Genomic DNA, 14,045 nt, shown 5'->3' on the forward strand with positions numbered 1-14,045 from the left:
GCGACCCCTAATGCACGTCGCGCAAAAGTGCGCAGCGGTTTTGCGATAACGACATGCATAAAAACAACAACTAAAGCGCGTCGCATGAGGACGGCCAAACGCGACGCGCTTTTGCGATTGCAGGCGCGACTACAGGTTCGGGCACTGTTCGCCGGGGTCGACGCCCTCGAAAGTGTCGACCACCGTGACCGAGCCATCCGGCTTTACCTGGCCGAGATACATGGTCAGCGGAGCATGGTGCTGCTTGCTCATCGAGACCGTGCCGCGCGGGCCGACAAAGGATACCTCGGCGAGGGCTGCGAGCACAGCAGCGGTGTCGGTCGACCCGGCTTTCTCGACTGCGGCCTTGTAGAGATAGATGCCTTCATATTCCGGCACCGAAAGGTCGTTCGGCGTGCGAAGTTCTGCGCCGAACTTCTTCTGCATGGCGGCAAGGAAGCTCTTGTTGGCGGCGCTGTCGATGCTGGTGACATAGGAAGCGGAAATGAAGATTCCGGCCGCGTCTGCGCCCATGCTCTTGGCGGTTCCTTCATCGACGGCCAGGTTGCCGTAGGGGATGATGACACCGGCGCCGCGCAGCTGCTTGGTCAAGGTGACATTGGGCGCGCCGCCCGCCGTCGAGGTGATCACGGCATCGGCGCCAGAACTCTTCAGATTGGAGATGATCGCCGTCCAGTCGCTGCCTTCCATCGGCAGGTATTCCTCGCCGACGATGCTGGCGCCCGACTTCTCGATGTAAGCCTTGGCGAACTCCAGCATGCCGCGGCCGAAAGCATAGTCCGAGCCGATCAGGAAGAATTTCATGGCGCCTTGCGACTTGATGAAATTGTCGACGATCGGCGGGACCTGCTGCTCGGGCACCCAGGCATTGACGAACAAATTGGCGTTGCAGGATTTGCCCTCGTAGAACGAGGTGTAGATGTAGGGGATGTCGCCCTTCGAGATGATCGGCAGGCCGGCATTGCGCGCCGCGCTGGTTTCCATTGTGATGACGGCGTTGACCTCCTTCTGGAAGACCAGCGCATCGAAGGCCTTCTGCGCGCCGGCCGCACCGGAGGCGTCGTCGGCGATCTCCAGGGCAAGCTGCCGCCCCAGCACACCGCCTGCGGCGTTGATCTCGGCGACCGCCAATTCGGCCGACTGGACGACCGAGGGCGCGACGACGCTGTTGGCGCCTGACAGTCCCACCGGGATGCCGATCTTGATTGGCCCGTCCTCGGCGAAGGCGGTGGTCGCCAGGGCGACGCCGGCCAGGGCGGCGCTGGCGATTGCAAGGTTCACTGTTCTGCTTCTCATGGTATTCCCCTTTCTCAGTGTTGATCGTACCGGGTCGTGCCGGCTTCTTCTTGGTTATCCGTAGACGTCGGTGCGGCGGTCGCCGATAGCGTCGTTGCGCTCGCTCAGCGCCCGGCTGCTGGCGACGTTGCCGAGCCTGATCGTGGCGATGAGGATTTCCTCGTCTTGCTCGCTGGCCGGGCCGGCGATCGGCCAGCCGGTTGGCCCGACGATCAGGCTCCGGCCGACAAAGGGCTGGCCGCGCTCGGTGCCAACGCGGTCGGCGCAGGCGATGTAGATGCCGTTGCTGTGGGCCGCCGCCTTGTGCAGGATGTTGGCCATCGGCTCGAGGTGGTTGCCCTGGCCGGGCATCGGCACCCAGTTGGTGGGCACGCAGACCAGCTCGGCACCCTGCAGCGCCAGCTGCCGGTAGGTCTCGGGGAACCAGCCATCATAGCAGATCGCCACGCCGATCCTGCCGATCGCCGTATCGAACACCGGCAGGCCGAGATTGCCCGGCTGGAAATAGAGCTTCTCTCGGTTCCACAGATGCAGCTTGCGGTAGGTGCCGATAGGGCCGGACGGCCCGCACAGCATGGCTGCGTTGAAGAACCGGTCGCCATCGCGCTCGGCAAGACCGCTGACGATGTGCAGGCCGAGTTCATGTGCCAGCGAGCATAGCAGTACGGCACTGCGTCCGGCAGGGATGGGGGCGGCGATTGCGGCCAACTCTTCCTGGCTGTCGAACACATAGCCGCTGTCGGCGAGTTCCGGCAGCACCACCACCGTTGCGCCGAGCCCGGCGGCCTGGCGGATCAGCCGCTCCATCGACTTGAGATTATCGTCCAGCCGGCCGATGGCCGGCTGGAACTGGATGCAAGCCAGGCGGAGATCCGCGGACGCTTTCTCAGATATTGCCAAGACCAGGCTCCAAACGCAAAAAACCCCTGGCGCGGACATCATCCGCGAGCCAAGGGCTACATAGCCATCAATGTGAAACGGCACTCCTGCCGATGAGCAAACCTGCTCGTGCTTTAAGAAGTTGCACAGCCCGGAGGCCGCGTCAAGGGCCAAAGAATCCGGCAGTCTACCGCACAAGGAGGTGGCTATTTAGAGTAATAAAATCAGATGGTTGTAAGAACTTTCTGATGCGGTAAATCTTGTCGGCCTGTCGGCTGTCCGGCTATTTCTGATTGCCTGGCGCGGAAATCCCGAAGCCGAAAGTCCGCATCGCCTCCTGTGCGGCAAGGATGCCTTCGGCCACCGAAACCAGGGCCACCCGCTTCGATGTCGCCTGGTCGCGGATCAGTTTGTAGGCGGTTTCCTCGTCGACGCCATTCATCTCGACCAGCACCTTGACCGCCTTCTCGATCGTCCGGCGTCCCTTCAGCGTATCCTCCAGCTTGCGTACCTTGTTGGCCAGCCGTCCTTCGTAGCCGTAGCGGTAGCGGGCCAATGCAAACTGCGTCAGCACGCCCAACTGCCTGAGCGGTTTGGTGATGACGCCATGGGCGTTGAGGTCGATGATCGCCTTGATCGAGGTCGGGCTTTCATAGGTGACGATGGCGACCACGGCGGCGTTGGCGCCCTCGATGAGCGACACCATCGCGTCCGTCGGCGCCTCGCCGACCTGCACGAACACCGTGTCGATGTCGGCCGGGATCGAGGCCGGCGGCGGCCACGCCGCCCTGACTTCACAGCCAAGTCGCCTGAGGTGATCGACGAGGGCGGCGCCATCCTCGTCCTTCGGGTGCATGACGAGGATCTTCGCCTGCCGGAGATCGTTAAGGATGCGTTTGAGCGTCGCCGTCATCTAAAGCCACGGCTCTTCGAAATGGGTCGCAGCAAGATAGGGGTCTGGCCGGATCGCGACCTGCGACTGCCAGGCGATGTCGAACTGCCCGGTTGCGTTGGCGATGCCGATGCGTGGCGTCGACCAGACGTGGCGGTTTTCCTGGTCGAACATCATCCTGCCCTCCGGCGACGCATAGTCGACCTCAAGCGCCGCCTGGCCGAGGCGGAACGTGTCGAGGGTTCCGGCCTTTTCCAGCGCGCGGGCGAACAGGTGAACCTGCGTATACGCCGTCTGCGACCACATGGTCGCCGTCGTGCGGTCGCCGAAGCGGCGAGCGAGCTCACCGACGAAGCGCTGGTTCTCGCCGCTGTCGACGCTCGCCAGATAGGGGGCGGCCAGCACATGTCCGGTGCAGTGCTCGGCGCCGATCACGCGAATCTCGCCTTCGGCGAGTGTCAGGCTGGCGATCGGCCGCCGTGTCCGGTCGATGCCGGCTTCGGCATAGAGCCTGTAGAGGATCTGTGCGCTGCGCCCGATGACGGTCGAGAAGACGGCGTTCGGCGCGGCCCTCTCGATGTCGGCCATCAGCCGGCGCATGCGGCGTTCATCGGCGTCGAGCGGCACATATTGTTCCTCGACGATGGTGCCGCCCTTGCATTCCAGGAGGTCCCGCATCACCCGGTTGGATTCATGCGGATAGATGTAGTCGGACCCGGCCATGAAGACGCGCGGTCCGTAACGCTGCAGGATGAAGTCGGCCAGTGCGAAGGTGTTCTGGTTGAGCGTGGCGCCGGTGTAGAGGACGTTTTCCGAATATTCGAAGCCCTCGTAGATCGACGGGTACCAGAGCAGGCCGTTGTAGCGCTCGACGATCGGCAGCACCGCCTTGCGGCTGCCCGACATCGAGCAGCCGAAGATGACGTTGACGTCGTCCTCGGTCAAAAGCTTGCGGGCCAGCGAGCGGAAGGCCTCGGGGTCGCTGCCAGGGTCGTAGGCGATCGGCTCGATCTGCCGCCCCAGCACGCCGCCGCCGGCATTGATCTCCTCGATGGCGAGCGCGGTTCCATAGAAATGCTCGCTTTCGGTGACCGAGGTGATGCCGCTGCGCGAAAACAGGATGCCGACGCGCCATGTCCCGGCTGGTTCTCTCACGGCAATCCTCCCTGGGCTTTTCCGGCAAAGGCCTATTGCACGCGAGGCGTCATGGCAATCGCCATCGGCGCTGGAGCCCGGCCGCGGCACGAGTGCCAGCATGCCGCGACGATGCTGGCCGCAACTTTCGGGGCAAGGAAAGCGAAGAGCAGGAGGCGGCTTACTTCAGATGTATTGGTGCCGTTGAGCATGGTGACATCGGTGAGGCCACGGTTGGCTTCATCCATATGTTGGCCTAGGTACAAATGGGCTCGACGCAAAAGGTCGATCAAAGCGCCATCGGGTTCTCGGCTGATGTTGGGGCCGTCTGTAAGCACGATGCGTGTTCGATCCCGCGCCGCATCATACCGATTGGACATTCGATGGAAGTCACTTCAGCTCCATCGCCAGGCGGAAGAGTCCGTTCGAGCAGCAGTTCCGATAACGAGCGGCGATCCAGTTCGATGGTCAATGACCCCGGCTTGAGGGTGATCCTGCGAACGATCCATTGGAGCAGAGATCGCTTCGGGTCCGCAGTGCCCGATGCCCAGCACGACCGCATCTCGTCGGCTCACCGCATCGCCGACTGGATTTCACCAGCGTCGGCTCATTGCCGAATCCAATCAGACAGTTCGGCATGATCACCGAATTAACCACATTCGAAGAAGGCGAAGGGCGGCTGGGTTTGTCACCGATCCGTCTCGCGTAACATGTTACTGTTGGAATTGGGGGCATCCGCAGCACGTCCGGCGCAAAGGCAAGGAAGAGACAGGATGCCGACCTTAAGCAATGGCAGTGAACTCATCGTATGGAACGAACCCGAGGATCCCAATCCGACCCCTGACTCGGTCCTTTTCAGCATAACGGAAACTGACGGCGACGTAATCGGACCGATAGGCGCAAAGCCGGATTTCCCTTTCGGTGGGATCGAACTAGCTTCGGTCGATGTCTTCGATGGCTTCTTCACCATCACCAGCTTCACCCACGAGGGCAGGACCGAAACCTGGACGACAGTGGAAACGCAGGTCTTCGACAACGAAGGCAATTTTCTCCGCACCGTGTCCGACCAGGCGGCCTTCCAGTCGGTCCAGATCGCCTCGATCAGCGCCGACAGCCCCGACGACCTCACGGTGACATGGATCGGGGCGAACGAATATTTCGGCGGCGAAAACACCCAATACGGTCAGCACCAGATCATCTTGAAAGGGGGCGTGCTTCAGTCCGACACCTTCGTTAATCACGCGCCCACCGTCGCCGACCTGGACGTGTCGATTTCGCAGGCGCAATCTCTCGACGACGTCAAGTTCAGCGCGACAGATGCCGACTACGATCTCTTGAACTTTATCGTCTTGGACGGGCCGGACAGCGGCACCCTGGAGCAGGAGACGAGTTTCGACGGTAACTACTACCCGTTTCACCAGGGTCATTATGGCACTACCCTGCACTATCATGCGGATTTTCTGAGCGGAAACCTGTTCGATTACACACCGGAGGCAGGGTTCATCGGCACCGACAGCTTTACGGTTTACGCTACGGACGGCCAGGGCAACAGCAATGTGGCGACGATTACGATCACAGTCACTCCGCCGGCCGAATCCATTACCCTAACCGACGCCAAAAACATCGCGAGCTACGCAAGCCATGATCATGCCGTGCTCGTCGCCGCGCTGGGCGGGGGCGACCGCATCAGCGGCACCCCGTTCAACGATACGCTCGACGGCGGTGCCGGCCACGACCAGCTGTTCGGCGGCGCGGGCGCGGACGACATCATTGGAGGCGCGGGCACCGATTGGCTGAAGGGCGGCGCTGGCGATGACGAGATCAGCGGTGGTGAGGGCGCAGACGGCGTCCGCGGTGACACTGGCGACGACGTCCTCGACGGCGACGCCGGCTCCGACGACATGCGAGGTGGTGCTGGCGACGACATCCTCAATGGCGGCGCCGGCCGCGACCGGCTGGCCGGCGAGGGGGGCAGGGATGTCTTCGTGTTCGACGCACTTGGGCCGGCGAACTACGACAGGATAGAAGACTTCAATGCGCTCGATGATGTGTTCTGGCTGGACAGCTCCGCATTCGTCGGGCTGTCGGCCGGCTCGCTTTCCGCTGCGGTTTTCGTCGTCGGCAAGCACGCCATCGATGACAACGACCACATCATTTACGACAAGGAGACCGGCGATCTGCTGTTCGATGTGGACGGGGCAGGAGGAGCGGCGACTGTCAAGTTTGCCGCCCTGGACCCGAGCACATTCCTCACAGTGGACGACTTCTTCGTGTTATAGGCGCGCATGGTGGGGCGCAGCTACATAGACCGGGCGTGATCGCGCCCATGCGCAGGATTTCCTCCCCGATTGCGCAGTAAGGGGCGTCAGGGCTCATCCGAGCCCTTCATGACCCGACTGGCTGGTGTCTGCAACGGTGAGGCATGATTTCGACAAACGCGGCTATCTTTTCATCCGCATTGAAAAACCTTGCATTTGACGGATGCAGTGGTGCCACGCGGCAATCCATCGTCGTGAGCCAGCCGATGCTATTGTGCTAGTTTCGCCGCACTGCGGGTGGCTATATCATCCAAGACAGCATGAAGAAGCGTTCCGACTTCCTGTTCGGCCAGCCCGGGTGCAATTCCTGATTCGAATAATTGAACGAGAATTGCCTTGGCGGTGTTGCGCCAGAAGGCGTTCGCGTCCTCTCCGTTCTTAGATTCCAGGACCCGGGCGATCCCTTCGACCAATTTCCGCCGCCGATGCAGCGGAAATACGCTTATGTTTGAATCGCACATCGATCACCTCACCCTTCAGTCGCTCGAATAAGCATTGGCGGGTTAGAAAATTTGGTTAACAGCGCTCTTTTTGACGGTGGTCAGCAATGGAGCAAAGCGTCCGCTGGGCTCGATGGTCGGTGCCGCGAATAGCGGCTGGACGCAGCGGCATGGCGAGTTCGAGTCCCTGTTGAAGTATTACGGCCTAGGCCTGACGGCGCAGGAGTCCGGCATGCGTGCGAGCATGCGGCTCAGCTGGCGGCCGATCGACGCCTGAGGTTACCGGATCGGCGTCTCGCCGCGAAACAGCGGCTGGTGCGCCCGCATCAAGGCGGTAATCCGGTCGGCGACTTTTCGTACCGGCGGCGAGTGACGTTCCTCGTGATGGGTGACGATCCATTGGTCGGTTTCGAGTTCGGGGATAGGCTGAGCGACGCGAACCAGCCGCGGATCGCTGTCACCGACGAAGCACGGAAAGATCGAAAGGCCGGCGCCGGCGGCCACCAGTTCGCGCACCGAATGGGTGTTGTTGCCGCGCACGGCGATGCGGTCGCCGTGATGGGCTCGCAGCCAGCGCGCCGAGGCAATGTTTGCCGCTTCGCCGGTGACGCCGACGAACAAGCCGGCGGCGATGCCGTTGATCAGGTGGCGTCCGGAATAAATGGCGTAGGCGACCTTGCCGCTCTGACGGCCGGCCAGCCATTGCTCGGTCGGGCGCTCGCTGCGGATGCCGATGTCGGCGGCACGGCGGCCGATGTCGACGCGGTCGGTGGTGGTGACGAGCTCCACCCTTATGCCGTCATCGACCGTCCAGATCTCGCCGATATGGGCGGAAACGAAGGCTGAGGTCCATGGCCCGGCCGAGACGCGGACAATGCGGTCGGGCAGGTTTCCCTCGCGCCAGCGGGTCAGCGACTGCATTGCTGCCTCGACGTCTTCGGCGCGCCGCAGCAGTTCTTCACCGACCGGGGTCAGCCGGTAGCCTGTCTGCTGATGCACGAACAGCGGTTCGCCGATCTGCTTTTCCAGCGCGGTGACGCGTCGTCCAAGGGTGGCTGCGCTGAGGCGCGTGGTTCCCGTCGCTGCGCTCAAGCCACCCAGCCGCGCAACGTCGAGAAACAGCCTCAGGTCGTTCCAGTCGATATCCATTTTGCAGAAATGAAAAACTCCTTGCGACCGTGGCTGTAGCGCGAAGCGGGCATCACGCGCAAGTATCCAGGCATTGCAGGTGTTGGAAAATCCTGCCTGCAGCGACAGTGGCAAGCGCCTCGGCTGGCCAGGAAGCCAGCGCAATCCTTGCGAAACGCGCATGCGCTACGCGCAGATGCTTTGCGCTTTCGACCAACCCCAGCGCGCGGGCATTCTGCGCGCCAAAGGAGACGATCATGTTCGATAAACTTCGACACCGTTTCGCCCGCTGGCTTGCCTATCGCCAGACGCTTGCGAGCTTGAGGAAGGCCCCCGACAGCACACTGGCGGATGCTGGCATTTCTCGCGAAGAGATCCGCGAGCATGCCCGCCACGCCAGCCTGCGTCGTTGAGATAAATGCGTCAGATGTTTTCCGGCGTGACTATTTCAAAAGGTATAGACCGCTGAAGGGTCGCGACCGGTGCTTGCGGTCCAATCACGTCAATCATCGTCTGCACAAGGAGGGCCGAGGTCGCCTCGAGTGGATGACAAAGCGCTGCTGTGATTAATCCCTCGGACAAGCCTTTTCTCGTCTCGGGTCCAATGTCACGGCAAACCAGCTTGATTCCCGCCCGCCTTTCGGCAGGAACCTCTCGCAGCGCACGGAGCACCCCGGTTATTCCACCACCGACGATCAGAATTCCCACAAGGTCATCAGTCGTCTTCAGGAGCTCGGCTACCATACGATAAGCTTCACTCGATTCCTCACGAGTAGGGCGACTTTCTTCCACTGCGAGCCGCGGAGCGTGTTCACGCAAATACGAACGGAAGCTGGCGTCTGAAACGTCTTGGCATTGATACCGGTGATTGCCTATGAAAACCGCAATGCGCCCTGGACCTTGGGTGGTTTGCGCAACCAAGAATGCCGCTGTGCGTCCCAGCTTCCAGTTGTCCGTGCCCACGTACGCTGCCCGTTCCGGCGCGGATTGGTCAGTAATATAAGCAACAACGGGCTTCCCCATTTCCTTCAGTGAACGGATGGCCTGACCTATGATTGGGTGATCTGCGGCAACCACTGCGACTGCGTCGCAAGAGTCGCCAAGCGCGATGAGGCGGCTAGAGATAGTCTCCGGCGTCAGTAGATCGACAAACTCGACGACAGCCTCGACCACCTCGTCGCGACGAGCGCGACAGGCTGCGATGATTTTCTTTCCGAACAGTTGGTAGAGTTCACGGGTAGATTGCTGCAGCAGGAAACCAAATCGGTGATGGGGCGATAGTTTCTTGGCCCGGTCGTCGATCGCTCCGATCCCATAGAACCCGATTTCTTCGGCTGCGCTTTGTACTCGTTGCACGGTTTTTGGGCGAACGGAGACAGTGCCGCTGAGGATTCTGTTCACGGTGGCCACTGATACGCCAGCGGCTTGAGCGAGGTCGCGAATCGTCGGTCGCCTCATAGAACCGTCCCTCTACTGTATCATCATGAGTGAGACATTATGATACAAATGCAATCTCAATACTATTTTTGTGTTCCGACGATATCAAGCCTCCGATATGAATCGCCTCCGTTGAGGCCAATCGGGTGAAGGCAGACCGGAATTGGTCGGCCAGGAGGCGCTGTTCAGATGGATGACCTTCAGTATGGAACGCGCGACAAACGCGGAAACTGGGTCCCGCACCGCCGCGCCGAGCCGGTGCCGATCTGGCATCGCCCGTTCAACGCCAAGAAGGTACTGGCCTGGATTCCCGAGTTTCTTTGGCCCTGGAATGCGTTCCACATGGCCACGGCAATCATCTGGGTCAACTTGCTCATTCCGAGCTGGGACAGCCTGGCAACCTTTTCGCTGCTCAACTACCTTTGGCTTTACGGCCTGAACGCAGGGGGCATTTTTCTCTTCTACGGGTTCTTTGAGCTGCGCTATTATTTCCAGCGCAAGCAAGATAAGCGCTTCAAGTATAATCCGAAATTCCCCTCCGACGCGCCGTCCGACGTCTTCTGGTTTCAGAGCCAGAACATTGACAATTTCACCCGCTCGTTTTTCATCACCATACCGCTGTGGACCCTGGTCGAAATCGTGATGCTGTGGGCCTACGCCAACAGCTGGGCGGTCTGGCTGCCCTGGACGACGAATTGGCTTTACCTATCGTTCCTCGTCATCATCGCACCGGCCGTGCATGAGATCTATTTCTTCTTCCTGCACCGCGCCATCCATTGGCCGCCGCTCTACAAATGGGTGCACTCGGTTCACCACAATTCGATCAACCCCAGCCCGTGGTCGTCGCTGTCCATGCATCCGGTGGAAGGGTTCCTCTACCATGCCGAAGCCTGGCTGCACCTGCTGATCCCATCCAACCCGGTCTGCGCGTACTTCACTCTGCATGGGGCCGGCTTCGGAGCGGTGAATGGCCATCTTGGGTTTGAGACCTTCGAACTCACCGACAAGGTCAAGCTCGATAGCCATTCCTACGTCCACTACCTGCACCACAAGTATTTCGAGGTGAACTACGGCGGTGACGGTCTGGTCCCTCTCGATAAGCTTTTCGGCACTTGGCACGACGGAAGCAAGGAGGCCGACGAGGCTATGAAGGCGCGCTTTCGCAAAAAGAAAGAAAAGCTCCGCGCCAAGCAGGATGCCCCCGACGGCAGGGCCTCTGACATGCCGGCAGAGTAATCAACAGCCGCTGTTTCGCTTGTGTACCCGGAGGAGGGTGAGCGGATCAGCCATGTTTTTTCAAACCCGCGGGGCGGGTCAACCTGGGAGGAAGACCATGAAACTCTTCAAGACGCTGGTGTCGGCAACGGTGCTTACCGCATTCAGCACCGGCGTGACGCTTGCTGCCGACATCTTCGTAATCGGCGGCAAGCCTGACGATCCATTCTGGTCGATCGTCAAGCGCGGTGCCGAAGACGCCGGGAAGGTCGTTGAAGCTCAAGGTGGCAAAGTCACCTGGCTCGGGCCGCAGAACTACGACAATCTGGGTGTGGACGCGGCCGAACTGATCCGCCAGGCCATCGACCAGAAGGCCGACGCCATTGTCGGTCCGGACTGGGTGCCGGAAGCCATGGATCCGGCGTTCAAGGCGGTTGTGGACGCTGGCATCCCGCTTGTCATCTACAATGCCGGCGGTTTGCAGGCGGCCGATCGCCTCGGCGCCATGAACTATGTCGGCTCGGACGATTACAAAGGTGGCGTGGCCGGCGGCGAGTATCTCGCGAAAGCCGGCAACAAGAAAGGCGTCTGCATCAACACACTGCCGGGTGCGGCCAATATCGAGGCCTACTGTGGTGGCTTCAAGGAGGGGATGAAGAATGGCGGCGGCGAGGCCGATGTGCTGCCGTTGCCAGCCACCTCATTCGGCTCGGCAACAGCAGTAGCGCAGGCGGTGAAGGCCTATCTGCTGCAGCATCAAGACGTAACCGCTGTGTTCACCATCGGCAATGTCGACGCCAATTCGGCGATGAACGGCCTCACCCAGGCCGGCAAGGCCGGGCAGGTTCAGCTGTGCGGCATCAACTTTGACGAAACCATCCTGAACAACATCAGAGATGGAAAGCAGGCATGCGCGATCGACCAGCAGGGCTACTGGCAAGGCTATCTCGCCGTCTCGATCTTGAATGGCAAGGTAAACTACGGGTTGACCGTGCCGACGCGCGAGATCCTCACCGGTCCTGGTATCATCGACAAGAACACTGTCGAGCTGACCATTGCCGGCGTGAAGGCCGGCGCGCGCTAGGTGTCCTTACGGCCGCCAGCCTTGTGAGGCGGGCGGCCAGTTCATTCTACTTCCATAGCGACCGCCATCTTGGCGCTCGATAACTCGCGGATTACCCATGACGGCACATCCCATGACATCCACCCCAACGCCGATGGCAAACCGCGGCCGTTCTGGACTGGCCCTAGGTCGTCTGGCGCGGCGGCCCGAGACGGGCTCGTTCCTGGGCATGGTCGCAGTCTTTCTGTTCTTCGCCATATTCGGAGGCAGTGGCTTTTTGTCAGCAGCCGGTACGGCCAGTTGGCTGAGCATCGCCTCCGAGATCGGCATCATCGCTCTGCCGATAGGGCTGCTGATGATCGCTGGTGAGCTGGACATCTCGGTCGGCGCCGTGATTCCCGCGGCCTCTCTAACGGCCGCGATCGTATCCGGCTACTATGGCCTGCCTGATTGGCTCGGCATCACGGCCGCGCTTGGGCTCGGTCTCGCCATCGGTTTGATCAACGGCGTGTTCGTCACGCGAACCACGATCCCGTCCCTGATAATCACAATAGGAACGATGTTCGGCACAATGGGCCTGACGCTGGGCCTTACGGTGATGATCGCCGGCAGCACCGGTGTCTCGCTGGTACCCGACGAACTCACGAAGACGCTTCTCGGCCAATATCTCGGGGGCATGTTCCAAGTGACGATTCTCTGGTGGCTCGTCTACATCGCCGCCCTTCTCTGGCTCCTCCACATCTCGCCCGTGGGCAACTGGATCTATGCACTCGGGGGCGACAAGGAGAGCGCGCGCAACGCGGGCATCCCCACCAAGCGGCTTACCATCGGTCTATTCATGCTTTCGGGGTTTTCCGCCGCGTTCGTCGGAGTCAGCCAGGTGATGGTCTACCAGAGCGCTCAGGTTCTGGCTGGGCAGTCCTTCATCTTCAATTCGATCATGTGCGTGGTCATCGGGGGCGTTCTGCTTACCGGCGGATTTGGCTCGGTCGTAGGTATCGTGTTCGGCACGATCACCTTCTCCATCGTAAACCAGGGCATCTACTTCACGAGTATCGATCCCAACATGGGAAGCGTCATCATCGGCGCGCTTCTCCTGATCGCCGTGCTCACCAACGACACCTTTCGGCAGCTGGCGCTCAGCTACTCATCGAAGAAGGCTTGAGGGACCGCCATGATAGAGACAATCAAATCCTTGTTGCGCCGCCCGGAGGCCGGCTCGATCCTCAGCCTGATCGGGGTGGTGCTGTTCTTCGTATTTTTCGGTGGCGTGGACCTGGGCACACTCCTTGGCGCGGCGAGCTGGGTGAATTTTGCCGCCAATCTCGGCATTGTCGCCATTCCGGTCGGTCTGCTGATGATCTCGGGTGAACTCGACATCTCCATCGGCGCATTGATCCCCGCGGGCTCTATGACCACCGCCATCCTTAGCGGCTACTATGACCTGCCCATCGCGGTGGGCATGGCCGGCGCCCTGGCGATCGGTGTGGCGGTCGGCCTTGTCAATGGTTTGCTGACGATCCGCACCTCGGTGCCTTCGTTGATCATTACGCTCGCCGCCCTGGTAGCGATGCAGGGCTTGGTACTGAGTGGGTCCGTGTTGTTGACTGGCAACGCTAGCGTTGCCGTCACCGCTCCCGAATGGGCCAAATTCCTGTTCGGACAGCTTATCGGCGGAAGCCATCAGGTCATCATCGTCTGGTGGGTAGTGTTCGCTGTCCTCATTGGCTTCGTGCTGCACAAGACCCGCTATGGCAACTGGCTGTTTGCAATGGGCGGCGATCGCGTCAGCGCCCGCAATGCAGGCATTCCGACAAACCGCATGACCATCGCACTGTTCGTGCTGTCCGCCGTCAGCGCCACATTCGTTGGCATGTGCCAGGCGATCCTGTTCAACTCGGCCCAGGTTTCCGGCGGAATGAACTTCATCTTCAACGCGATCGTGTCCGTGGTGGTCGGCGGCGTGCTGCTCACGGGAGGGTTCGGCTCGGTCATCGGCATCTTCGTCGGTACCATCACGTTCGCCATTGTCAGCCAGGGCATCTACTTCACCCAGATCGATCGGAACTGGTCGAACCTGATCATCGGCGTGATGCTTTTGGCGGCGGTGCTGATGAATCAGTCATTCCGGGAGCTGGCTCTGTCTTACTGGCGAGGTTCAAAACAAAGCGTGCCGAGGGCGCCCATACAGCCTTGAGCAATGCGCCTGCAGTTGCGGTCAGCGACGGCTTGGAAGAACGAAA

The 14,045-nt window shown here is 60.9% G+C and carries 14 protein-coding genes; 6 read left to right on the plus strand and 8 right to left on the minus strand.

Annotated elements, in window-relative coordinates; genetic code table 11:
• Positions 1 to 129 precede the first annotated feature (129 nt).
• The 5 genes from AC0L16_RS04290 to AC0L16_RS04310 all read right to left on the minus strand — a co-directional run bounded on the left by AC0L16_RS04290 (position 130) and on the right by AC0L16_RS04310 (position 4,449).
• Positions 130 to 1,296 carry a substrate-binding protein gene (locus AC0L16_RS04290; protein ID WP_473619200.1) on the minus strand — a complete coding sequence of 389 codons (1,167 nt, stop codon included), beginning with the start codon at positions 1,294 to 1,296 and terminating at the stop codon, positions 130 to 132.
• A gap of 54 nt (positions 1,297 to 1,350) precedes the next feature.
• Positions 1,351 to 2,196 (minus strand): nitrilase family protein, encoded by an 846-nt coding sequence (locus AC0L16_RS04295; protein WP_473619201.1) that lies wholly within the window; start codon positions 2,194 to 2,196, stop codon positions 1,351 to 1,353.
• Between the two features lie 262 nt (positions 2,197 to 2,458).
• Positions 2,459 to 3,088 carry an ANTAR domain-containing response regulator gene (locus tag AC0L16_RS04300; RefSeq protein ID WP_473619202.1) on the minus strand — a complete coding sequence of 210 codons (630 nt, stop codon included), beginning with the start codon at positions 3,086 to 3,088 and terminating at the stop codon, positions 2,459 to 2,461.
• Positions 3,089 to 4,228 (minus strand): transporter substrate-binding domain-containing protein, encoded by a 1,140-nt coding sequence (locus AC0L16_RS04305; RefSeq protein ID WP_473619441.1) that lies wholly within the window; start codon positions 4,226 to 4,228, stop codon positions 3,089 to 3,091. It abuts the gene before it with no gap.
• 26 nt (positions 4,229 to 4,254) lie between these two features.
• Positions 4,255 to 4,449 (minus strand): hypothetical protein, encoded by a 195-nt coding sequence (locus AC0L16_RS04310; protein ID WP_473619454.1) that lies wholly within the window; start codon positions 4,447 to 4,449, stop codon positions 4,255 to 4,257.
• Positions 4,450 to 4,974: 525 nt separating this feature from the next.
• On the opposite strand from AC0L16_RS04310, the gene AC0L16_RS04315 reads away from it, so the two are divergent.
• Positions 4,975 to 6,480 (plus strand): calcium-binding protein, encoded by a 1,506-nt coding sequence (locus AC0L16_RS04315; RefSeq protein WP_473619203.1) that lies wholly within the window; start codon positions 4,975 to 4,977, stop codon positions 6,478 to 6,480.
• Positions 6,481 to 6,728: 248 nt separating this feature from the next.
• On the opposite strand, the gene AC0L16_RS04320 is transcribed toward AC0L16_RS04315, so the two are convergent.
• On the minus strand, positions 6,729 to 6,980 hold the full coding sequence (locus AC0L16_RS04320; protein ID WP_473619204.1) for a DUF6074 family protein: 252 nt from the start codon (positions 6,978 to 6,980) through the stop codon (positions 6,729 to 6,731).
• Positions 6,981 to 7,238: 258 nt separating this feature from the next.
• On the minus strand, positions 7,239 to 8,108 hold the full coding sequence (locus tag AC0L16_RS04325; RefSeq protein ID WP_473619206.1) for a LysR family transcriptional regulator: 870 nt from the start codon (positions 8,106 to 8,108) through the stop codon (positions 7,239 to 7,241).
• A gap of 236 nt (positions 8,109 to 8,344) precedes the next feature.
• Here AC0L16_RS04325 and AC0L16_RS04330 point away from each other — a divergent pair, with 236 nt between their 5' ends.
• Positions 8,345 to 8,500 carry a YjiS-like domain-containing protein gene (locus AC0L16_RS04330; protein ID WP_473619207.1) on the plus strand — a complete coding sequence of 52 codons (156 nt, stop codon included), beginning with the start codon at positions 8,345 to 8,347 and terminating at the stop codon, positions 8,498 to 8,500.
• A 10-nt stretch (positions 8,501 to 8,510) separates the two neighbouring features.
• On the opposite strand, the gene AC0L16_RS04335 is transcribed toward AC0L16_RS04330, so the two are convergent.
• Positions 8,511 to 9,545, minus strand: a complete 1,035-nt coding sequence (locus AC0L16_RS04335) for a LacI family DNA-binding transcriptional regulator (protein WP_473619208.1) — start codon at positions 9,543 to 9,545, stop codon at positions 8,511 to 8,513.
• Between the two features lie 168 nt (positions 9,546 to 9,713).
• On the opposite strand from AC0L16_RS04335, the gene AC0L16_RS04340 reads away from it, so the two are divergent.
• The 4 genes from AC0L16_RS04340 to AC0L16_RS04355 all read left to right on the plus strand — a co-directional run bounded on the left by AC0L16_RS04340 (position 9,714) and on the right by AC0L16_RS04355 (position 13,999).
• Positions 9,714 to 10,760, plus strand: a complete 1,047-nt coding sequence (locus AC0L16_RS04340) for a sterol desaturase family protein (RefSeq protein ID WP_473619210.1) — start codon at positions 9,714 to 9,716, stop codon at positions 10,758 to 10,760.
• Positions 10,761 to 10,857: 97 nt separating this feature from the next.
• Entirely contained in the window at positions 10,858 to 11,823 is a 966-nt protein-coding gene (locus tag AC0L16_RS04345; RefSeq protein ID WP_077373755.1) for a sugar ABC transporter substrate-binding protein, read from the plus strand.
• A 112-nt stretch (positions 11,824 to 11,935) separates the two neighbouring features.
• Positions 11,936 to 12,967, plus strand: coding sequence for an ABC transporter permease (locus AC0L16_RS04350; protein WP_473619442.1), 1,032 nt, complete (start codon positions 11,936 to 11,938; stop codon positions 12,965 to 12,967).
• Between the two features lie 9 nt (positions 12,968 to 12,976).
• On the plus strand, positions 12,977 to 13,999 hold the full coding sequence (locus AC0L16_RS04355) for an ABC transporter permease (protein WP_473619212.1): 1,023 nt from the start codon (positions 12,977 to 12,979) through the stop codon (positions 13,997 to 13,999).
• Positions 14,000 to 14,045: the final 46 nt, after the last annotated feature.

This window comes from Mesorhizobium sp. WSM4848 (assembly GCF_055811375.1).